The 22,740-nt window shown below is 32.5% G+C and carries 14 protein-coding genes; 10 read left to right on the plus strand and 4 right to left on the minus strand.

The window, feature by feature from the left end:
* Positions 1–319 precede the first annotated feature (319 nt).
* The 4 genes from ACJBCC_RS03265 to ACJBCC_RS03280 all read left to right on the plus strand — a co-directional run bounded on the left by ACJBCC_RS03265 (position 320) and on the right by ACJBCC_RS03280 (position 7,742).
* Complete coding sequence (locus ACJBCC_RS03265; protein WP_407556391.1) at positions 320–5,893, plus strand: alpha-2-macroglobulin family protein; 5,574 nt, start codon at positions 320–322, stop codon at positions 5,891–5,893.
* A gap of 32 nt (positions 5,894–5,925) precedes the next feature.
* A complete protein-coding gene (locus ACJBCC_RS03270; protein WP_407556392.1) occupies positions 5,926–6,375 on the plus strand; it encodes a DUF1374 domain-containing protein in 450 nt (149 codons plus the stop codon).
* Between the two features lie 109 nt (positions 6,376–6,484).
* Positions 6,485–7,336, plus strand: a complete 852-nt coding sequence (locus tag ACJBCC_RS03275; protein ID WP_407556393.1) for an SH3 domain-containing protein — start codon at positions 6,485–6,487, stop codon at positions 7,334–7,336.
* Between the two features lie 94 nt (positions 7,337–7,430).
* Positions 7,431–7,742: an antibiotic biosynthesis monooxygenase gene (locus tag ACJBCC_RS03280; protein WP_299098403.1), complete on the plus strand. Its 312-nt coding sequence runs from the start codon at positions 7,431–7,433 to the stop codon at positions 7,740–7,742.
* Between the two features lie 69 nt (positions 7,743–7,811).
* On the opposite strand, the gene ACJBCC_RS03285 is transcribed toward ACJBCC_RS03280, so the two are convergent.
* On the minus strand, positions 7,812–10,109 hold the full coding sequence (locus tag ACJBCC_RS03285; RefSeq protein ID WP_407556394.1) for a T9SS type B sorting domain-containing protein: 2,298 nt from the start codon (positions 10,107–10,109) through the stop codon (positions 7,812–7,814).
* Positions 10,110–10,188: 79 nt separating this feature from the next.
* Here ACJBCC_RS03285 and pbpC point away from each other — a divergent pair, with 79 nt between their 5' ends.
* Positions 10,189–12,540: a penicillin-binding protein 1C gene (pbpC, locus tag ACJBCC_RS03290; protein WP_299098401.1), complete on the plus strand. Its 2,352-nt coding sequence runs from the start codon at positions 10,189–10,191 to the stop codon at positions 12,538–12,540.
* A gap of 53 nt (positions 12,541–12,593) precedes the next feature.
* Positions 12,594–13,031, plus strand: a complete 438-nt coding sequence (locus ACJBCC_RS03295; RefSeq protein WP_299098400.1) for a hypothetical protein — start codon at positions 12,594–12,596, stop codon at positions 13,029–13,031.
* Between the two features lie 69 nt (positions 13,032–13,100).
* On the opposite strand, the gene ACJBCC_RS03300 is transcribed toward ACJBCC_RS03295, so the two are convergent.
* Positions 13,101–14,201, minus strand: a complete 1,101-nt coding sequence (locus ACJBCC_RS03300; RefSeq protein ID WP_299098399.1) for an endonuclease/exonuclease/phosphatase family protein — start codon at positions 14,199–14,201, stop codon at positions 13,101–13,103.
* 137 nt (positions 14,202–14,338) lie between these two features.
* On the opposite strand from ACJBCC_RS03300, the gene ACJBCC_RS03305 reads away from it, so the two are divergent.
* From ACJBCC_RS03305 to ACJBCC_RS03315, 3 genes are all read left to right on the plus strand, one after another.
* Positions 14,339–17,164 carry a carboxypeptidase regulatory-like domain-containing protein gene (locus ACJBCC_RS03305; protein ID WP_299098398.1) on the plus strand — a complete coding sequence of 942 codons (2,826 nt, stop codon included), beginning with the start codon at positions 14,339–14,341 and terminating at the stop codon, positions 17,162–17,164.
* Between the two features lie 81 nt (positions 17,165–17,245).
* The gene (locus tag ACJBCC_RS03310; protein ID WP_299098397.1) at positions 17,246–18,598 is read left to right on the plus strand and encodes a DUF5689 domain-containing protein; all 1,353 of its coding nucleotides are present in this window, start codon (positions 17,246–17,248) and stop codon (positions 18,596–18,598) included.
* A gap of 78 nt (positions 18,599–18,676) precedes the next feature.
* Positions 18,677–19,036 (plus strand): hypothetical protein, encoded by a 360-nt coding sequence (locus ACJBCC_RS03315; protein WP_407556395.1) that lies wholly within the window; start codon positions 18,677–18,679, stop codon positions 19,034–19,036.
* Between the two features lie 74 nt (positions 19,037–19,110).
* On the opposite strand, the gene ACJBCC_RS03320 is transcribed toward ACJBCC_RS03315, so the two are convergent.
* On the minus strand, positions 19,111–19,647 hold the full coding sequence (locus tag ACJBCC_RS03320; RefSeq protein ID WP_299098395.1) for a cation transporter: 537 nt from the start codon (positions 19,645–19,647) through the stop codon (positions 19,111–19,113).
* Between the two features lie 97 nt (positions 19,648–19,744).
* Between ACJBCC_RS03320 and ACJBCC_RS03325 the strand changes: the two genes are divergently transcribed.
* Positions 19,745–20,623: a DMT family transporter gene (locus ACJBCC_RS03325; RefSeq protein WP_407556396.1), complete on the plus strand. Its 879-nt coding sequence runs from the start codon at positions 19,745–19,747 to the stop codon at positions 20,621–20,623.
* 50 nt (positions 20,624–20,673) lie between these two features.
* Here ACJBCC_RS03325 and ACJBCC_RS03330 read toward each other — a convergent pair whose 3' ends face one another.
* Positions 20,674–22,731 carry a pitrilysin family protein gene (locus ACJBCC_RS03330; RefSeq protein ID WP_299098393.1) on the minus strand — a complete coding sequence of 686 codons (2,058 nt, stop codon included), beginning with the start codon at positions 22,729–22,731 and terminating at the stop codon, positions 20,674–20,676.
* Positions 22,732–22,740 lie beyond the last annotated feature (9 nt).

Here is a 22,740-nt window from a genome sequence, read left to right on the forward strand (position 1 = left end):
ATACAAAACTTATAAATAGTAAGGCTGTGAGCTTAACACAACGTATCCTTGAGATTTTAGACTTAATAGAGCAAAATTGAGATTAATACTGCTATTAAGTCCTCTAAAAGATAATTGTAAATAATTACATATTATTTACAAATATCAATACTAAAACAATCCTAATTTACTCCCTTCATTTCATAACAATTCTTAACTTTAAGAACAATTTAACAACCAGCCAAAGTCTAAACCCATAAAAATCACAGTACTTATTTAACAAGAATGCACCTACCCTTCTTTTTTAAATCGTAGTTTTACTCTTTAACCCATCAACATCATGAACATTAAAAAGCACCTCGTCCTACTCCTAATTGTCATTTCTGCATTCTCTTGTAAGGATAAAACTATTGAAACCGATAATGTATTTAAGTACAGAAATTATATAAGTTATACCACTTCTGGATTAGTTTCTATTGCAGAACCCATAAAAATTAGTCTTTCTGATACGGTTGCTGGATGGGAAATTGATAAAGTATTACCAACAGATCTTATAAAAATTACACCGCACGTTCAAGGCGAATTAAAAGCCATGAACAATCACACTGTGCTTTTTACACCAGACGAAAATTTAGAACCAGCTACAGAATACACGGTAAAAGTAAAGTTATCTGAGGTTTACGATGATATTCCAAAGGAGTTTGAAGATTATACATTTCAGTTCAAAACCATTACACCAAGCTTTAATATTACAACGCAAAACTTGCAATCTTACAGTAAAGAATGGCAATACCTTTTTGCGGATTTAAGATCTGCAGATGTCATATCGCTTGCTGATGCTAAAAAGTTAGTTTCGGCATCTCAAAACTCAAAAAATTTAAAATTAGTTTGGAATGAGGAATTAGAATATTCAAAATACTTCGAGTTTAAAATAGACAGTATCAATCGTTTAGTTGAAGACAGTAAAATTGATATCGCTTGGGATGGTTCTGCGATAAAAGCAGAAAACAAAGGCGAGAATTTTTTAACCATTCCAGGAAAAAACAACTTTGTCATTGTAAATACAGAGGTTGTTCAAAGTCCTGAGCAATATTTATCCCTAAATTTTTCAGACCCTTTAGTAAAGCAACAAAACTTTGCTGGTTTAATTTCAATTCAAGGTGTAAAAAATCCAAAATATATTGTAGATGGCAATGTGTTAAAAGTCTATCCAAACACTAAATTAGTTGGCACAATTCAGGTTGATGTTTTTAAGGGTATCAAAAATACAGATGGCTTCAAATTAAAAAAACCATTTTCAGAAACGATCACTTTTGAAGAAATTAAACCCGAAGTAAGACTCATCAGTAATGGAAGTATTCTTCCAAATTCAAATAACTTAAAATTCAATTTTGAAGCTGTTAACTTGAGTAAAGTCGATGTGAGGATTATTAAAATATACGAAGACAATGTGCTTCAGTTTTTACAAGATTATAACATTGGTAGCAATGATCAATATGCTATTAAAAAAGTAGGAAGGCGCATAGCTAAGGAAACCATAACTTTAATTCAAGAAGACAACCAAAACACCGGTAAATGGAAAGCCTACAGCATAGATTTATCTAAATACTTATCAGCAGATCCTGGTGCTATTTATCGTGTAGAATTGAGCTATAAAAAGTCGTACTCGTTATACAATTGTTCTATAAAAGCTGAAACCACAAATGTTGATGAAGATGATTACTACGACGATTATTATGGCGAAGATTATTATACCTCAGAAGAGCTCACTGAAGAAGAAGAAAATTATAGGGAAGAACTATATTGGGACAACCTAAATTATAGCTACAGAAACAATAATTACCGCTGGAGAGATAGAGATAACCCTTGCACAGATTCTTATTTTAACTACGGAAACCGTGTTGTATCTCAGAACTTAATAAGCTCAAACCTTGGTGTAATTGTAAAACAAGGAAACGACAATAACTACATGTTTGCGGTTACTAATATTTTAAATACAGATCCAGAAAATGGCGCTAAAGTAACCTTATACAATTATCAACAGCAAGAACTTGCAGAAGGTATTACCAACCAAGAAGGTATAATAAAAATTGATGCAAAAAACAGAGCTGCTTTTGCAATTATATCTAAAGGAAAAAGTGTTAGTTATGTAAAATTACATGATGGCATGTCTTTATCTCTTAGTAAATTTGATGTGTCAGGAAGCAGATTAAAACGCGGATTAAAAGGTTATATCTATGCAGAACGTGGTGTTTGGAGACCAGGAGACAGCTTGTTTTTAACATTTATGCTTAATGATAATGCTAACAAATTACCAAAACGTCATCCTGTAAAATTAGAAATCACTGATCCTGTAGGTAAATTAGTTTACAGAAAAGTCTCTGTAGATAATCTTAATAATTTCTACGATTTTATAGTACCAACTTCAACAGATTATAAAACAGGAAATTATAATGCTAAAGTATCTGTTGGAGGCGCAACCTTTTCAAAAGGTTTAAAAATTGAAACGGTAAAACCAAATAGACTTAAAATTAGAATAGATTTTGAAAACGAAATTTTAACCAACAATAAACCTCTTCAAGGCGACTTAAATGTCAGTTGGTTACATGGTGCACCTGCAAAAAATTTAAAAGCCGAAGTAAAAGCAAAATTCACATCATCGTATACAAGTTTTGAAGGTTTTAAGGATTACGTTTTTAACGATCCTACAAGAACATTTAATTCAGAAGAAACTAATGTTTTTGAAGGTAATTTAGATGAAGATGGAAACGCAAAAATTAATTCAAAATTAAATATTGGTAAAAATGCACCAGGCATGTTAAGAGCGCAATTTTTAGTAAGAGCTTTTGAGAATGGAGGCGATTTTTCTCTAGATGCTTTCTCAATGCCTTACGCACCTTACGAGAGTTTTGTTGGCTTAAAATCGCCAAAGGGAAATAATTATGGCTCATTCTTCACAGACGAAAATCACACCTTTAATGTCGCTACTGTAACTGCAGAAGGCAAACCTGTACAACGTAAAAATCTCGAAGTTAAAGTTTATAAGGTTGAATGGCGTTGGTGGTGGAATTCTTCTTACGACAACTTATCGAGTTACGTATCGAGTAATTACCATAGACCAGTTCAAACATTTTCTGTAAACACAGATGCGAATGGCAAAGCAAATTTCAAACTTAAAATTCCTGAAAACGAACGTGGTCGTTATTTAATTAGAATAGTAGATCCTGTAAGTGGACATGCCACAGGAAGAACTGCATATTTTTATAAAAATTGGTGGTCCACAAACCCATCTAACGATAAAGAGGCAGCTAAAATGTTGGTATTCTCTACAGATAAGGAAAACTATAATGTTGGCGATACGGCGAAGTTAACCTTCCCTTCTGGCACTGAAGGAAGAGCATTAGTTAGTATAGAAAATGGGACCGAAGTATTACAGCACCAATGGGTAAAAACTAAAAAAGGCGAAACAACAGTTGACATTCCTGTGACATCAGAAATGGCACCAAATGTATTTATTAATATTTCATTATTGCAACCACATGCTATTACATCTAATGATTTACCAATTCGATTATATGGTGTTATTCCGATGATGGTTGAAGATCCATCTACAAAATTAGAACCTAAAATTGAGATGCCAGATGTTATAAGACCAGAACAATCTTACGAGATAAAAGTGTCTGAGAAAAACAACAAAGCTATGACTTACACTATCGCAGTTGTTGAGGAAGGCTTGTTAGATTTAACCCGTTTTAAAACACCAAATGCTTGGGATAGCTTCTATGCTCGCGAAGCTTTAGGTGTAAAAACTTGGGATATTTTTGACGATGTTGTTGGTGCTTACTCTGGTAGTATTGATCAAGTTTTTGCTATTGGAGGCGATGGCAGTGCAGCAGGTGGAAAAAACAAAAAAGCCAATCGTTTTAAACCTGTAGTAACGTATTTAGGTCCATTCCTTTTAGGCGAAGGCAAAACCAAAACACATCAACTTAAAATGCCAAATTATATTGGTGCAGTTAGAGCAATGGTTATTGCTGGTAATAACACATCTGAAGCTTACGGAAGTGCAGACAAATCTGTACAAGTTAAACAGCCGTTAATGGTATTGGCAACCTTACCTAGAAAGTTAAGTCCAGGTGAAAAAGTAACATTACCTGTTACGGTTTTTGCTATGGAAGATAAAGTGAAAAACGTTAATCTGTCTTTAAAACTTAGTGATGGCATAACCGTAAAAGGCGAATCGTCTCAATCCTTAAAATTTAGTAAACCAGACGAAAAAATGGTATATTTTGAATTGGATGTCACTAAAGCTAAAGGTATCAATACCATTGAAGTCATCGCAACAGGAAATGGCGAAAAATCAACCTATAAAGTTGAAATTGATGTAGAAAACCCTAATCCATTTACGTCTAAAGTCATTGACCATGAGTTAGAAGCTAACGCAAAACAAACAATAAATGTAACCACATTTGGTGTATCAGGAACTAACTCAGCAACGGTAGAATTTTCAACTTTACCACCAATGGATTTTACACGCAGACTACAATATTTAATTCGCTATCCACATGGTTGTTTAGAGCAAACGACATCTAGTGTTTTCCCTCAATTATTTTTAGCAGATATTTTTGATTTGTCAGCAAAAAAGAAAAAAGAACTTCAAAGTAATATTGAAAATGGTATTAAACGATTAGGTAATTTTCAGCAACCAAATGGTGGCATGAGTTATTGGATGGGAGAAAACACAGCCAATGATTGGAGTACTAGTTATGCAGGTCATTTTATGATTGAAGCAGAGAAAAAAGGATTTGTTCTGCCATTAACTTTTAAAAGTAATTGGTTGGCTTACCAAAAACAAGCAGCTAGAAATTGGCGACCAAGCTATAAAATTTATCATTCAGATTTAGCACAAGCGTATCGTTTATACACGTTGGCTTTAGCAGGAAGTCCTGATTTAGCAAGCATGAATAGATTACGTGAGTTTGAAGAAATTTCAAACGAGGCCAAATGGCGACTAGCAGCGGCTTACGCTTTAGCAGGACAAAAAGAGGCTAGTGATGCTATTTCTAAGACAGCAAATATCAATTTTCAGCCACCTAGATCTAATTATTATACTTATGGTTCGGTGGACAGAAATAGAGCCATGGCTTTAGAAACGATGATTATTACTGGCAATCCAAAGGCTAGAGATTTAGCTAAAACAATTGCTAAGGATTTATCTAGCGATAATTGGATGAGTACACAAACCACAGCATATAGTTTGTTAGCAATGGGAAAAATGGTCATAAAAAATGGTGGTAAAGATTTAAAACTATCGTACAGTATTAATGGAAAATCGGAGACTATAGATACTAAAAATGCTATTGCTCAACGTAGTATTCCTATTAAAGATGGTACTAACCAAATTTCAATTAATAATGCCAAAGATAATTTGGTCTATGTTAGAGTCGTAAGTTCTGGTAAGCTAAAATTAGGTAAGGAATTAGCAAAGCAAAGAGGTTTTACTATTTCTACAATCTATAAGGATCTGCAAGGCAATAAAATTGATGTAAGTAAATTACAGCAAGGGCAAGATTTTGTCGCAACAGTTAGTATTTCAAACTTAACAAACGACTACGTACGAGATGTTGCATTGACACAAATTTTCCCATCTGGTTGGGATATTGTTAATACAAGATTCACAGCTTTTGGAGACACTACTGTAAGCCAAGCGCGATATACAGATATTAGAGATGATCGTGTCAATTTCTATTTTGATATAAATAAGAAAGGAAAATACGGTACTAAAACATTTACTGTTTTACTAAATGCGTCTTATTTAGGCACCTATTATTTACCAGGCACACAAGCAGAAGCCATGTATGATAATGATTATTTGGTTCGTAATAAAGGCGAATGGATCACGGTTGAGAAGTAAACAAATTCCTGCGAAAGCAGGAATCTCATTCTATGAATAAAGAGATTTTAAATAGCATATTATTTTTAAGTTTCTCAATCCTAATAGGATGTAAAAGTGATAATGTTGAAGGAATAATTCTAGAAAACACATTAGTGGTTCATCAGAGTTTTTCTGAAAACAGGAGAATGGAATCATTAATTAAATCTTCTTTAGACAAGGAATCAAATGCGTTTAATCAGTTGATTCATTTTCCAAATGGAGGAGGAGAAAGTTCTTATAATTTTGGATTTGTAATTACTCAAATTATATATAAAAACAATGATGATGAAATCATAAAAATGATTCGTAATTATGATAAAAAAGATATAAAATTATTGGAAAGCTATATTGCAGTTGGGCTGGAGTATGGAGATAACAATTATGATGGAAATATGGACGAATCCAATATTAAAGACGAATTTCCGAGATTATTTAATTTCATAAATAATAGAATATACTGAAACAAGTTCAGCATGACAAATTAAATAAACTAAAACACTTGTCGGTCGACAGACAAGAATCCTAAAATGAAAACCGCTAAAAAAATGTTTAACCCAAAAACAAAAAATTATGAACAATTTAAAACAGATTTTAGCGATCGCAATGCTTGTAAGTGTTGCATTTGTAACAGCACAACAAACAGCATATGTTGCTGCTGAAAGTGGATTATCTCTTAGAGACCAACCAGATATTAGCGCAAAACTTTTGAGTAAATTATCCTACGGCGAAGCCATTGGTGTTATTGAAAAAACAGATAAAGATTTAGTAGTCGTAGAGGCTGGAGAAAAAATAAGTGGTCAATGGGTAAAAGTTGAAACTAGAAACCATATTGGTTATGTTTTTAACGGTTACTTATCGGCAACAAAAATTTCTAAAACGATTAGAATAGGATTAGAAAAACTAAATATTGAAATAAAAAATCTAGCCACAAGTGACAACAAAAGAATTCACAAGCTAAAACAACAAGATTCATTAAGGATAAATGTAGATAAAGGTGCCACACCAGAACAAAAGCAAGTTGTTTTGGTCGAGAATGACTATAAACATGTGAGTATTTTTCAACGTTATGAAAATAGCATATCCTTTATGAGTGCAGATAAAAAATGTGACACAAATGAATGGAAACATTTTGACTCTGAATGGAAACCTATAAAACAGTTAAGATCTAATACATTCGAAACTCTAACATATACTGAAGACGATTGGAAAAAATTTATTAAAACATCAATTGAAGACTTAAAAACAGAAGTTATTGACAAATGTGGAGACAAATGGCTAGCGTACGTTGAGAATATAAAAAACGTGAAAAATTATCCTGTTGCTGTATCCACAAACCGAATTTTTCTTAAATTTATTATCACTGATTTTGAAGATAATATCACAGAAAAAATAATTGAATTTGATATACCAAAAGGTTATTAATAGAAAAACTTATTTAGAGACCTGCAAAGTTTTAAAAACCCTGTAGGTCTTTTTCTTTATAATTTAATTTCTTGAAATATTAATACATTACAACATGACGAACGACAAACCATACTACGCTGTAATTTTTACCTCAACACAAACTGAAAACACAGAAGGTTATACAGAAATGGCTGATGAAATGGAAAGTTTAGCTAAAAAGCAAAATGGGTTTTTAGGCATCGATTCTGCAAGAAATGAAGTTGGCATTACAGTAAGTTATTGGAAAGATTTAGAAGCAATTAAAAATTGGAAAGCTAATACTGCGCATCTGTTTGCACAGCAAAAAGGACGCAATGAATGGTACAATTGGTACAATGTGAAGATTTGTAAAGTAGAACGTGAATATGAGTTTTTAAAATCCTAAAAACCGTGTTAAGTGTATTTATTTTTAAATTCTAGAACGTGGTCAGGATCTAAAAAAACTTTTAATAAATCAGCGTTTTAAAGTAAAATGACCAACATATTTTTTGTCATCTAAAACGATGCGATACCAATAATCTGATGTTGGTAATTTAGCATTATTAAAAGTTCCATCCCAAAACCCATTACTGTTTTTTACGGAGTACAACAACTTACCATAACGATCAAAAATTGAAACCTCTGAAGTTGCAAAATACTGAGCTACATTAAATATAAAAACATCATTAATACCATCGCCATTTGGCGTTATAAATTTTTGAGTATAAAAGTGAAAATACTCTTGAGTGACCACAAAATCGCAACTATTAGATTTTATGTATATAGTATATAATTCACTTTGTACGTTTCCAAAACTATTAGTGTATTGATAATTTATGCCATCAATAGAGTACACATAATCTCCATCATTAATAAGACTTACAATAATAGAACTTCCATCTGAACTCACACTTTCAATCTGTGGAATTTCAATTAATGTAACGATAAAATTTATAATTTCGGTAAGGCAACCATCTGTTACCTCAACAGTATAAATGCCCTCTGAATCAATTATAATAGAAGACGTTATTTCTCCAGAACTCCATAAGTAACTCGGATTGTCAATAGTTGAAATAGCTTCTATTTCTATCGTTTCATCTTCACATAAAAACAAAAACTCTTCGCTGTATACTAATGGTTGTTCTCCTAGTATTTCCCATTCACATATAGATGAATTAAAAGCTGTCGTTTGCCAGCAAAACAAATCTACAGGTGCATTGGGTTGCTCTCCTATAATTTCCCATTCGCAAACTAAATCATTAAAGGTTGTAGATTGCCAACACTCTAAATTTGTAGGTTGTACTGGCTGTGTTCCAGAAACCTCCCAAACACAAGCTGAAGAATTAAAAACTGTAGTTTGCCAACATGCAACAATTGGCTCTTCTGGTTGTTCTCCCGTAATTTCCCAATCGCAAATGGTTTCATCAAAAGCTGCCGTTTGCCAACACTCTAAATCTATAGGTTCGTTAGGCTGAGTACCTGTTATATCCCAAACACACGTTATATTGTTAAATGTAGTTGTTTCCCAACATTCTATTGTTGGCTGTATTGGTTGCGTGCCTGAAACTTCCCAAACACAACTTACTGTATTAAAGGTTGCTAATTCCCAGCATTCTGTTGTTGGTTCTACTGGTTGCACACCAGTTACATCCCAATCACAAGTAGAATTATTAAAGATAACGGATTGCCAACACTCCAAATTTGTTGGTGCTAAAGGTTGAGATCCTGTTATCGTCCAACTACAAGTAAGATCACTGAAGGTAGCGGTTTCCCAACATTCTGTTGCAGGTTCAGGTGGTGCTTGATTAATAATGATTTCATAAACATCAGAAAATGTTATACAATCATTATTATTTAAGTTAGAAGGATATTCAGCTACTTTAGCTCTATAATACGTTGTTGTTATAATGTCAATAACTGAAATTGAAGCACTCGTTTCACTCGGAATGTCAACCCAATTAAGATTATCCGTACTGAACTGCCACTGATAAAAATGGTCATTAAATACAACATTGTCTGGTGCAGCGGTAATAATTTCTGAATAAGGCGTTTGTGTACTACACAGTGTAACAGAATTACTGCTTGTACCATCGTTAACATCAATAGAATCGCCACAACTCTTAAATACTATGTCATCAATAGCCAAATCATTACCGCAGCCTCCTGGTGCATTATTAATCATTTTTAGCACTACTGATGTTTGCCCTATTGTAGATTGAAAAACTAATGCATATTGATTCCAGTCCGTTGCAGTTGTTCCAAATATATTTCCAGTAGTACCTGAAGCTAAAAGAGTGGTTTCTGTAGTATCCCAAATTTCAAAACTTACATTGATAGGAATAGCTCCTGCACCACAAAAACCATTTGGAGGTGTTAAATTTACGAGCCACGAAGAAAATTCATATGTCGTATTTTCACAAAGTCCATTTATGGTAGTTTTGTAAAACTCTCCTGCTGAGAAACTAGAATTAACAATGAGCATTCTTCCGTTCGTATCATTTTCAGTATGATCAGTAACAGTAAACCAATCGAAATAATTAGATGTGCTAGACACTGTATAAAATCCATCATTTGGATTTTGATTACCAGCGTATGAATACGTTGTAGTACCTGCAGGTAAAGCTATGTTTTGTGCTCCTGTACCAAATGTTTCTGTAAAAATTGGATCACCTGAATTCCCTTGACAAAAACCTAATTGTGCATTCGCAGTTTTAAATGCAAAAATTATGCAAAAAATTATGACTACCTTAAGACTTATAAATGATTTTCTCACGTATAAATATATAGATAACTTTGTCTAACAAAATTCATTTTTCTTCTAAATAAAAGTAAAAACTACAATTGTATAGGTTATGTATAGGTTAATAAGATACTTTAAACAAAATAAGATTAAATCTGTAGTGGTTTTAGTCTTCATTGTATCCTATTATTTCTGTTTACCTCAACAATTATTTAAAGATCCAACGGCAACTGTAATAACTAGCGAGTCAAATGAATTATTAGGTGCATTGATTGCAGATGATGGTCAATGGCGTTTTCCTGCAAATGACAGTATACCAGAAAAATTTAAAACTTGTATTCTTCAATTTGAAGATGAATATTTCTACAAACATCCTGGTTTTAATCCAGTTTCAATATTTAAGGCTATAAAAGGTAATATCAGTTCTGGTTCTGTAAAAAGAGGTGGCAGCACATTAACGCAACAAGTTATTAGACTTTCGAGAAAAGGACAATCGCGTACATACTTAGAAAAGGTAAAGGAAATTATTTTAGCCACGCGATTAGAGTTTAAATTATCAAAAGAAGAAATTTTAAACTTATACGCAAGTCATGCTCCATTTGGAGGAAACGTCGTTGGGATAGACGCGGCATCTTGGCGTTACTTTAATAGAAATGCCTCAAACTTATCTTGGGCAGAAAGTGCCACTTTAGCTGTTTTACCTAATGCACCGAGTTTAATTTATCCTGGAAAAAACCAAAAACACTTGTTAGACAAACGCAATCGATTGTTAAAAAAAATATACAATAATGGCACAATTGACGAGCTTACTTATGAGCTTTCCATTGCAGAAGGTTTACCACAAAAACCATATCCATTACCACAAATTGCACCACACCTATTGCAAAAAGTAGCAAAAGACAGTAGAGGAAAACGTATTAAGACAACTATAAATATAGCGTTACAAGAACAAGCTAATACCATAGTAAAGCAACATTATAATCTACTAAAGCAAAATGAAATTTATAACATGTCTGTTTTAGTATTAGATGTAAAAACTAGAAAAGTATTGACGTATATAGGTAATTCTCCTACAGATAATGCGCATCAAAAAAGTGTAGATATTATAGACAAACCTCGAAGTACTGGTAGTATTTTAAAACCATTTTTATACGCAGCAATGCTAGATGCTGGCGATTTATTACCAAATACTTTAGTTGCGGATGTGCCAACACAGTTTGGTAGCTATCAACCCGAGAATTATAATCAATCTTATGATGGTGCCGTTTTTGCAAACGAAGCTTTATCCCGTTCACTTAATGTCCCTATAGTGAGGATGCTACAAGAATTTGGTCTAGATCGGTTTTATCATTATCTAAAAGCATTAAAACTAAAAGATTTAAAATACAACGCTAATCATTATGGTTTATCTCTAGTTCTTGGTGGCGCAGAAAGTAATCTTTGGGATTTATGTAAAAGTTATGCTGCAATGGCTTCGACTTTGAATCACTTTAATGACAATTCTAGTCAGTATTTTACAAATGAATTTTGCCAACCGATTTACAATTCAAATAATACTATTGACTTAGGAAAACAAACCACTCAAAAAGATGTTTTTGATGCTGCATCTATATATCTCACTTTTGAAAGCATGAAACAGGTTAATCGACCAGAAAGTGATGAAAGCTGGGAATATTATGATTCTTCTCAAGAAATTGCATGGAAAACAGGCACCAGCTTTGGTTTTAGAGATGCATGGGCAATTGGCACAACAAAAGATTACGTCGTTGGTGTTTGGGTTGGGAATGCTGATGGTGAGGGACGTCCTGGTTTAGTTGGTGTACAAACCGCAGCACCAGTTCTGTTTGATGTTTTTGATTTGCTACCAAAAACCAATTGGTTTGCACAACCATATGACGAAATGTTAGAAGTAGACATTTGTAAAAAAAGTGGCTATAGAGCCTCTTCAATTTGTGATGATACTGAATTACGATTTATACAAACTAGTGGAAAAAAAACAGAACCTTGCCCTTATCATAAAATTATACATGTAGATGCTACTGAGCAATTTCAGCTAAATTCCTCTTGTGAACCTGTTTCACAAATTAATACCAAATCATGGTTTGTATTACCACCTTTACAAGCCCATTATTTCAAAAATAAGAATCCATTCTATAAACCTTTGCCACCATTTAGAGCAGATTGTGCAACGTCTGTAGATGTTTCCATGGAATTTATATACCCAAATCAGCAAAGTACTATTTATTTGCCTAAAGATTTTAACGGAAAAGTGAACGATTTAATACTTAAAGTAGCCCACTCAAAACCAGAATTAGAAATTTACTGGTACATTGACAGTGAGTATATTGGCAGCACTAAAGACATTCATGATATGGCTGTTTTACCAACCTCAGGAGAGCACGTAATTACAGTAATGGACGAATTAGGAAATAGTTTGAAACATAAAATTACAATTTCCAAATAAACGTGTTAGCTTTCAAATTACTACTTTTGCAGAAATCAATCAACTTATTCTTTATGGAAACACTTCAATTTTTACATTCAAAATGGGCTTATTTAGTTCTAATCGTTTTAGTACTTGCCACAATCAATGCACTCATTAAGTTTTTTGGAGACAAAGAGTTTGATGCCAAAGATTTTAGAATTTCTTTGTTTGCACTTATAACAATGCATATTCAGCTACTTTTAGGTATTATTTTATATTTCACAAAAGGCTATTTCTCTACTATAGAACAAGTAGGTGGTATGGGTGAAGTAATGAAAAACTCAGCATTAAGAAACTTAATTATTGAGCATCCATTAACAATGATAATTGCTGTGACATTAGTAACTATAGGCTATTCTAAACACAAAAAGAAACTGACTTCTAAACCAAAATTTAAAATGTTAGCTATTTTTTATACTATAGCTTTAGTATTAGTTTTAGCAAAAATCCCTTGGAGTATTTGGTTTTAGAATTTAACGAAACCGCATAAAAAAGCGTCTAGAATTAAATTCTAGACGCTTTTTTATTACGTGAGACTATTAATTTTTTGTCTCAGTTTCCATTTTCTCTACAGGTTTAGTTTCCTCAGCTTCTTTTACTAAATAAATATAAACTGGAAAATGATCACTAAAGCCATCGGTAAATCCACCATCTGCAAAACTTCTTAATGGATATCCTTTGTATCTGCCATGTTTGTTGCTTAAATAGTGTTTATTAAATATTCCTGACTTGTAATAACGAAATGAAGAATAATCTTTATCTAAAAAAGGTTTTGTTACTAATACCTGATCAAATAAACTCCAAGCATCTCTATATCCTGTTGTTCCTAATCCTTGTTTCTTATATTGGTTCTCAAACGGATTATAGATCCCTTTAAGTGGAACTTTTTTCTTATCTGCTGTGGTTTTAAGCGCTTTTTTGAAACTTGCATTTGTTGGGTCATCATTATAATCACCCATTGTAATTATCTTAGCGTAAGGATCTATAGATTGTAATGAATCCATAATTCTTTTATTTAGCTTTGCAGCACCAACCCTTTTAGATCTACTACGTGCCTCTCCACCACTTCTAGATGGCCAGTGATTTACTATAATATGCATTAAGTCACCTTCTAACTTACCTGAAACCAGTAACTGATCTCTAGTAAAAACACGTTTTCGTGTTAAGTCATCATATATAAGAAGTTCATGAGAACTCGTCTCTATAGGTGTAAAAAGCGCTTTTTGATAAAGTAATGCGACATCAATACCTCGTTTATCTGGCGATTCATAATGAATAATTCCATAATCTTTATCTAATAACTGAGGATCATTAACCAAATCCATAAGAACTTGTCTATTTTCAACTTCAGAAACCCCAATTATTGCAGGTGTATTTCCTGTAGCGTCAGAGCCAATATCAGCAACCACTCTCGCCATGTTTTTAACTTTATTCTTGTAAACCTCTCCACGCAATGATTCATTCATTTCCATTATAGGACTTGCTTCATCATATTTTGTAGGGTCATTAATAGTATCAAAAAGGTTCTCTAAATTATAGAAAGCTACCGTGTGAATTTTAAACTTCTTTTTTTCTTGAGCATTTAAATTAACAAATGCTATAACAGATAGCACAAGTAATCCTAGTTTTAATTTTTTCATTTAGCGTATGTTATGTTAACATTAATAACGTTACAAATCTTAAGCCAAAAGTATATATTTATTATAAATAATGTAAATTTGCACGCCTTAAATAACTATTTTTTAATCTACAAAGACTATTAACTTTAAAATTAAGTATGAAAAGAAGTTTAATTATTTTATTATTTGGAATTTTCTCTTCCTTCACAATGATGGCTCAGAATACCATTATAAAAGGTAGTGTTAAAGACGCTGTGTCTTTTGAACCAATTCCGGATGTAACAATTACAATTGAAGAAACTCAACAATCCACTTTAACAGATGGATTGGGTGAATTTATTTTTTCAAGCAATGTACCATTGGGAGAACAAGTTCTTAAAATCTCTAAAACAGGTTACGAAACAAAGCGTTATCCTATTATTGTTAATGAAGGTGGTGTTGTAAATATTACCGACATGACTTTAGAGATAGATATTACTGGAGCGCAAGATTTATTTACTATCACTTTATCAGACGATGAATTAAACGATGATACAAGTGGAGCAGATAACATTTCTGGTTTATTGTCTTCTTCATTAGATGTTTTTCAAAGAACTGCGGCTTTTGAATTTAGCTCTTCATTTTTTAGAATTAGAGGTTTAGATTCAGATAATAGTTCTGTTTTAATGAACGGAATTGAAATGAACAAGATGTATAATGGTAGACCTCAATGGAGTAATTGGGGCGGATTAAATGATATGATGCGTAACCAAGTATTAGCTACTGGCTTATCGGCTTCAGAATATAACTTTGGAGGTATTTTAGGAACGTCTAACATCATTACAAGAGCATCTAGTTACAGAAAAGGAAGTCGTATTACCTATTCTTCTTCAAACCGAAGCTACACAAACAGAGCTATGGTTAGTTATGCTTCTGGCTTAATGGAAGGCGGCTGGTCTTATGCTTTTATGGTAGGTAGACGTTGGGGAGAAGAAGGTTACCAAGATGCTACCTTATATGACTCTAACTCGTTTTTTGGGTCAGTTGAAAAGAAAATTAACGACAAGCATAGCATTAACTTCACATCTATATACACACCAAATAGAAGAGGTAAATCTTCTGCAAACACGCAAGAAGTTTACGACCTTAAAGGAATTAAATACAACGAATTTTGGGGTAATTTAGATGGTGAACAACGAAACTCACGTATTAAAGAAGTTGAAGAACCAATCTTAATGTTAAATCATTATTGGGATATTAATAGTAAAACAACTTTAAATACTAATGTTGGTTACCAATTTGGAAAAATAGGAAATAGCCGATTAGATTATGCTGGTGGCGTAAATCCAAGTCCGGCATATTACCAAAACCTACCAAGTTACTTTTTAGAAGATGATGATTTAGCAGGTGCATATGAAGCTCAACAAGAGTTTATTAATGACGGTCAAATAGATTGGGAAAGAATTATTGATGCTAATTTAACTAACAATATTTCTGGAGCAAGCGCTGCCTATGTATTGTATGAAGACAGAAATGACGATAAACAATTAACGTTAAACACCATTTTCAACACAGAGTTAAATGATAATATACTTTTAAATGGAGGTATTAATTACAAAAGATTAGATTCTGAAAATTTTGCTCAAATCATTGATTTATTAGGAAGCACAACAGGAGCATTGAATGTAGATTCATTTAGCCAAAATCAATTTGATTTAAACAATCCAAACCAAGTTGCATTTGAAGGCGATAAATTTAGATACAACTATAACATCTATGCAAACGAACTAAAAGGTTTTGCTCAAGCTCAGTTTAAATACAATAAAATTGACTTTTTTGTAGCAGGTAGTATTACAAAAACGGATTACCAACGTGAAGGTCTATATAAGAATGAAAACCAGATTTCATATATTGATGGTGTAGAATACGATAATTCATTTGGTAAAGGAGATAAATTAGAGTTTACAGGTATAGGCGCTAAAGCCGGCTTCACCTACAAAATCACTGGTAAACACTTATTAAACTTTAATGGAGGCTATATTACTAAAGCACCTTCAATTAGAAATACGTATACAAACTCTAGAGAGAGTCATGATTATGTAGGTACTATAAATGGTGTTGACAATCCGAACATTAATATCACTGAAGAAAAAATTACATCTGTAGATGCGAGTTATATCTTTAGATCTCCAATTGTCAAAGCAAAATTAACAGGTTATTATACGACGTTAGAAGATGCAAATGAGATTTCATTCTTTTTCACTCAAGGTAGTACAACAGGTTTTATTCAAGAGGTTTTATCTGGTGTAAACAAAGAACATTTTGGTGGAGAATTAGGGATTGAAGCACAGGTTACACCAACAATTAAATTAAAAGGTGCCGCTTCAGTTGGTCAATATACTTACAGTAACAACCCAAATTTATACGTTACTTCAACCTCAGATGATTTTACAACTAGTGAGACAGATGAAAATGGTAATTTAACTGACACTGTAAATACATCTGGAGTAGTTAGTACTTCAAATTTAGAAAACTATAAAGTAGCTGGTGGACCACAAACAGCTTATTCTGTAGGTTTTGAATATAGAGATCCTGATTACTGGTGGTTTGGAGCAACAGCTAACTTCTTTGATAATGCTTATATTGACATAAGTCCTTTATCTAGATCTACTGAGTTTTACACAGATGTTGATGGTTTACCTTATAATGACTATGATCCAGAAGTAGCGGACGAGTTATTAAAACAAGAAAAATTTGCTAGCTATATGGTCATAAATTTAGTAGGTGGTAAATCTTGGAAAATAAAAGACAAGTATATTGGATTCTTTGCTAGTGTAGGTAATTTATTAGACAAAGAATACAAAACAGGAGGATTTGAGCAAGGAAGAAGAGCTGATTATAGAGCTCTTAGAGATGACGTTAGCAATGACACAAGAGTCTTTGGTTCTAAATATTGGTATGGTAGAGGCGCAAACTATTTTTTAAATGTGTATCTTAGATTCTAAAAAAAAGAAAAATTAATAAACAATATTACAATTATGAAATGTGTAACATTCATGAATTTAAAAATTACAAACAAAAACGCTATGAATAAAACGATTAAATTATTATTGGTTTTAATGGCATCAATTGCCATTACATCTTGTGTACAAGATGACGATTATGATGTTCCTACTAGCTTAGGAAATGAAGAAAATGAAGCATTGAATGAACTATTAGCTCGTGTAGATAATGGACAAGATGATGAAATTCAAATGAAAACAATCACCGAAGTTAGAGCTTTAGCTGTACAGTATGAAGCTATTGAAATAGCATCCGATATTATGGTAAAAGGATATGTATCTTCTAGTGATGAAACAGGAAACTTTTATAAGGAATTCTTTATTCAAGATAGTCCTTCAGATCCTACTTCTACACTTAAAGTTGTATTAAACCAGGCAGATACATATAACCAATTTAACCAAGGTAGAGAGGTTTATATCTATTTGAAGGATTTAGTAATTGGTGAAACTAACACTGGTGATGATGTAATTACTATTGGAGGAAAAATTGATGATTTTGATAATGACGTTCTTGCAATGACAGCAAATCAAATTCCTTCGCACCTTTTTAGATCAAGCGTAACTGAAACACTTACACCTGTAGAGTTAAATCTTTCTGAAATTACAGAATCTCACTTAGGAATGTACGTTAAGTTAATTGACGTTCAGTTTCCTGTAGGATTAGCTGGTTTACCTTATGTAGATCCAACTGATGATTACGATTCTTCTAGACCTATTGAAAGCTGTGGAGAATCTGCAACGTTTGTAATGGAATCTAGCACATTTGCTAACTTTAAAGACATTACATTACCAACGGATGGAAAAGGTTCTATTGCTGGAATTATCAACAAAACTTATGATGGATACGATTTAGTATTACAACTTAACACTACTGACGATGTTGTTATGGATGGTGTTCGTTGTGATCCTTTATTTGTTGAAGCATTTGAAACTGATTTTTTAACATGGACTAATTATAGCGTAACTGGTGCTCAAGTTTGGTCTCCAAACACTTACGGTAACCCAGGAAAGTGTGCAGCAATGTCTGGATATGCTGGTTCTAACCAAAACAATGAAGACTGGTTAATTACACCTGCAATTGATTTATCTTCAGTTGGTGGTGCTGTATTAACGTTTCAAACTGCAATGAATTATACTGGCCCTGTATTAGAAGTATATATGTCTACTGATTATGCTGGTGGAAACCCTAATGATAGTGGATCTTGGACACCACTTTCTGCAACTTTATCTTCTGGTAGTTGGAACTGGACAGATTCTGGAGAGATAGACGTATCTGCAGCAGCAGGAGAAAATTTATATATCGCTTTTAAATATACCTCTACAACGTCTGGTTCTGCAACTTACGAAATAGACAATGTAAAAGTGATAGCACAATAATATTTAAAATTAATATTTTTAATCAAAAAACCTGCTAACATAAATTGGCAGGTTTTTTATTTCACAATTTATTCTTACATGTTAGATACCTTATACATTACAATCTTTAATTACTACAAGAAAACGCTTGGTAAAAACAGCTTAAAGATTGCCTTAATTTACATTAATCTCCTTGAGATATCTATCATTCTAGCGTTGTCTGCATTTTTTATGGCATTTGCGAAACAAATGAAAATGCAAATAATGTCTAATACTAAGTTTTGGGCAATACTAACTATTGTAGCTCTATTTATTGTATTTAAAAATTGGATGCGTTATAATGGAAAGAAAAGAACCATTTTAAATGCAAAATCTAAGCGGGTAAAAACATCTATAATCGTCTTATGGTTAGTTCCAATAGCATGTTATTTAATTACCTTTATTCTTTTGCAAGTGTAAAATTCTAACAACACTTTAATAAAAAAAAGCTACCAAATTGGCAGCCTTTTTTTTATGGATATTTTACACTAATTTTATTTAGCTTTCTTTACTTCACTGCAGCACTTCTCTTTGCAATCTTCCTTACAAGCTTTCTTTTCTACTTCTGTTTTATTAGCGCATTTTTCTTTACAAGCCTTCTTTTCAGCTTCAGTCTTATCTGCACAACATGATTTTTTCTCACTACCAAAAGACTCTACTTTCTGCATGTCTTTTACTATATATGTCTTTGAAACCTTACCTACAGTTTCTTCTAAAGATTTAGGAGTAACCTTAGCATCATCATACTCTACCATAGCTAAACGCTTATCAAAATCTACTTTAGCAGATTTTACACCTTCCATTTTAGCCATTTTCTTTTCAATGGTTTTAGCACAACCCATCGCACAAGTCATACCTTCAATACCAAACTCTACTTTTGCGTAAGTTGCATTAGGATCTAATGATTGAGCGACATCCTTTTCAGAAACTTCAATACCTGCAGTGATAACTTCTGGTTCAGATTCATTTTTACATGATGTAAAAACCAATGCTATTATAGCAACCAAACTTATTGTCTTAAATGTATTCATAGAATTAAACTATTATTATTTTGGTTAAAACTAATAAATAATGACGAATCTTGTGAGATAATTAACGAATTTTGTGATTAATTGAGTAACCCTTACTATGAAAAATTTAAACGTTAAGTGGATATATTTATTAGTGCTTTCTATTATTTGGGGAAGCTCATTCATCTTAATAAAAAAATCGTTAATTGGATTAACTCCGTACCAAATTGGTGCCCTTAGAACGTTATTTACAGGGATTCTTTTACTCGCTTTTGGATACAAAAAGCTAAAAACCATACACAAATCTAAATGGAAATGGCTTTTACTATCAGGATTATTAGGCTCATTTATTCCTGCCTTTTTCTTTGCCATAGCAGAGACAGAAATTGACAGTGCAGTAACTTCTATATTAAACTCACTTGTGCCACTTAACACCATATTATTGGGTTTTGCTGTGTTTAAAATAGCATCTAACAAACGACAAGTATTAGGTGTCATAATAGGTTTTATTGGTACTGCTATTTTAATATTAAAAGGCTCTGAACTTAATCCTGATCAAAATTATCTATATGCTGGCTATATAATAGCGTCTACACTAATGTATGCAGCCAATGTAAACATTATTAAACGCTATCTTCAAGATGTAAAACCTCTAGCAATAGCTACAGGCAATTATGTATTTATTGTAATTCCGGCGCTTATTGTTCTAATATTTAGTGATTTTTTTACTATTGAGCACTTTAAAAATCCTGCTTTACCTGAAGCATTGATGTACATTACTATTTTATCAGTATTTGGCACTGCATTAGCTAAAATATTATTCTTTAGGTTAGTACAAATGTCAACACCTGTATTTGCATCTTCCGTAACTTATATAATGCCCATTGTAGCTTTAGTTTGGGGTGTATTAGACGGAGAATCTTTCAATAGTATTCAGTTATTGGCATCACTACTTATTCTTTTTGGAGTCTATTTAGCAAATAGAAAAAAAGCATAAAAAAACCGAAGCTTTCACTTCGGTTTTTAGATATTTAACAATTGGTATTCTTAATTAAAATCTGCATCAGTAACACCTTCGTTTAACTTAGCTTCTAAGAGCTTAAAAACAACCAATTGTCCCATTTGAGAACCTTCTCTTGTACCTGGAAATTTAATCCCTTCAAATTCTTGGTAGTCTTTTAAAAACGTTTCTTGAGATTGAGATTGTCCTTGCATAGACGTTGTTTGAATCTCTTTCACTTTTAATCCCGATTCTACATCGTAGAAAAATGTTAATGAAACTGCTTCACCTGGAAACTGCACTTTGTAAGCTTCCTTACCATCAACTTTCTCCACACCTGTTATTTTAGCTGTTTCAGAATTTAATAGATTTAATTCAGTTATCAAACCACCTAATTGTTTCATATCATTTGCCATTCCTGGAGGAAGTGGATTTTTATTAATTGTAACAGCATCTTGTGTCGCTAAGATGGCCATCATAGGGTTTCCATTCATATATAACGTCTGCGAAAGTTTACCACTCATTCTCTTTTCTTCACTTATTACGGCAGAACCTTGTACACTTGCTTCGTACTTCAGTAAAATTGAATTTAAAGCTTCAATCTTATCTTTTCCACCGATAGCATCAAAATATTTATTTAATACAGAACTTACGTTTACACCTTCTGGTAATTTAACTTCGAATTTTGGCTTTTTTGTAGCATTAGCATATTTATCGAAATATTTAATAGGTATTTCTGTCTTCTCTAAATTTTCTAATACTTCAGACCCATTACCAACAACAATAATTCTTAAGTTATCTGCTTGAAAGTATTTATTAGCGACACGCATGATGTCTTCTACAGATACATCTTTAATTTTTTGAAGATATGTAGAATAAAAATCCTGCGGTAAGTTATTTAATTTAATGTTTAAAGCATAATCAGCTATAGTTTGTGGACGCTCTAATGCCATTACAAAATTTCCAATATACTTTTGTTTAGCATCTTTTAAAAGTTGTGCGTCTACAGGCTCTGTTCTAATCCTTTTTATTTCTTTTAAGGCTTCAACCACAGCACTATCAGTAACTTCATTTCTTACTTTTGCTGTAGCATTAAAACGAGATGCACCATATCTACTATTTCCTAATCTAGAATAAGCACCATAAGTATAACCCTTATCTTCTCTTAGGTTCTTAAATAAGTAGCCTTCTCCACCACCACCTAAGATATTATTTGTAATTAAAGCCGCGTGATAATCGTCATCACTCATTTTTAATTTTACATTGTTAGTAATAGAAAGGTTAGATTGTGTTGCATCTGGTACATCAACAAAATTAATTTGTGTGTACTGAACATTAGGACTAGGATTTGGTACTACAGAATTTACATCAACAGACTTCGTCCAATCCTTAAAGTATTTTTTTACTTGCTTCTTTACATCTTTATATTCAACATCACCAATAACCACTAAATAAGCACTATTTGGATTGAAATATTTTTCATAAAAAGCTACAACATCACCAAAAGATACATTATTAATAGTTTCTTCTGTTACAAACTCACCATATGGATGTTTTTTACCATAAGATAAAGCCGATCCTACTCTACCAGCTATGGCATCTGAGCTTTTTTCCTCACTTTTTAATCCTTCTAGTAATTTAACTTTTTCTTTTTCAAATTCTTCTTCAGTTAATAATGGATTAATAGCTGCGTCAGATAACAATTCTAATATTCTATCTGAATACTTTGTTAAAGAACTCGCATAACCACCAGTAAAACCAAAGTTTAAATTTGCACCTAAAAAGTCTACTTCTTCATTAAATTCATCTTTTGATATAGATGTAGTTCCGTTACCTAACATACTACCTAATAAACTCTCAACACCAGCTTTATCTCCTGTGGCAATTGGTTTATTATCTATTCTAAGAGAATATGTTACTTTAGGCAACTTATGATTTTCTACAACCAATACCTTTAAACCATTCTTCAATTCAAATTCCTTAGGCTCTTCAATTGTAATTTCTGGTTCAGGACCAGCAACAGGTGGCTGAGATCTATCTATCTGTGCACTTGCACTAATAGTTATAATAAATAATGCGAAAAACGCTACTATTTTAGTTTTCATACTTAATGT

Origin of the sequence: Winogradskyella sp. 4-2091, from assembly GCF_045765065.1 — a bacterium.
Taxonomy (GTDB): Bacteria; Bacteroidota; Bacteroidia; order Flavobacteriales; family Flavobacteriaceae; genus Winogradskyella.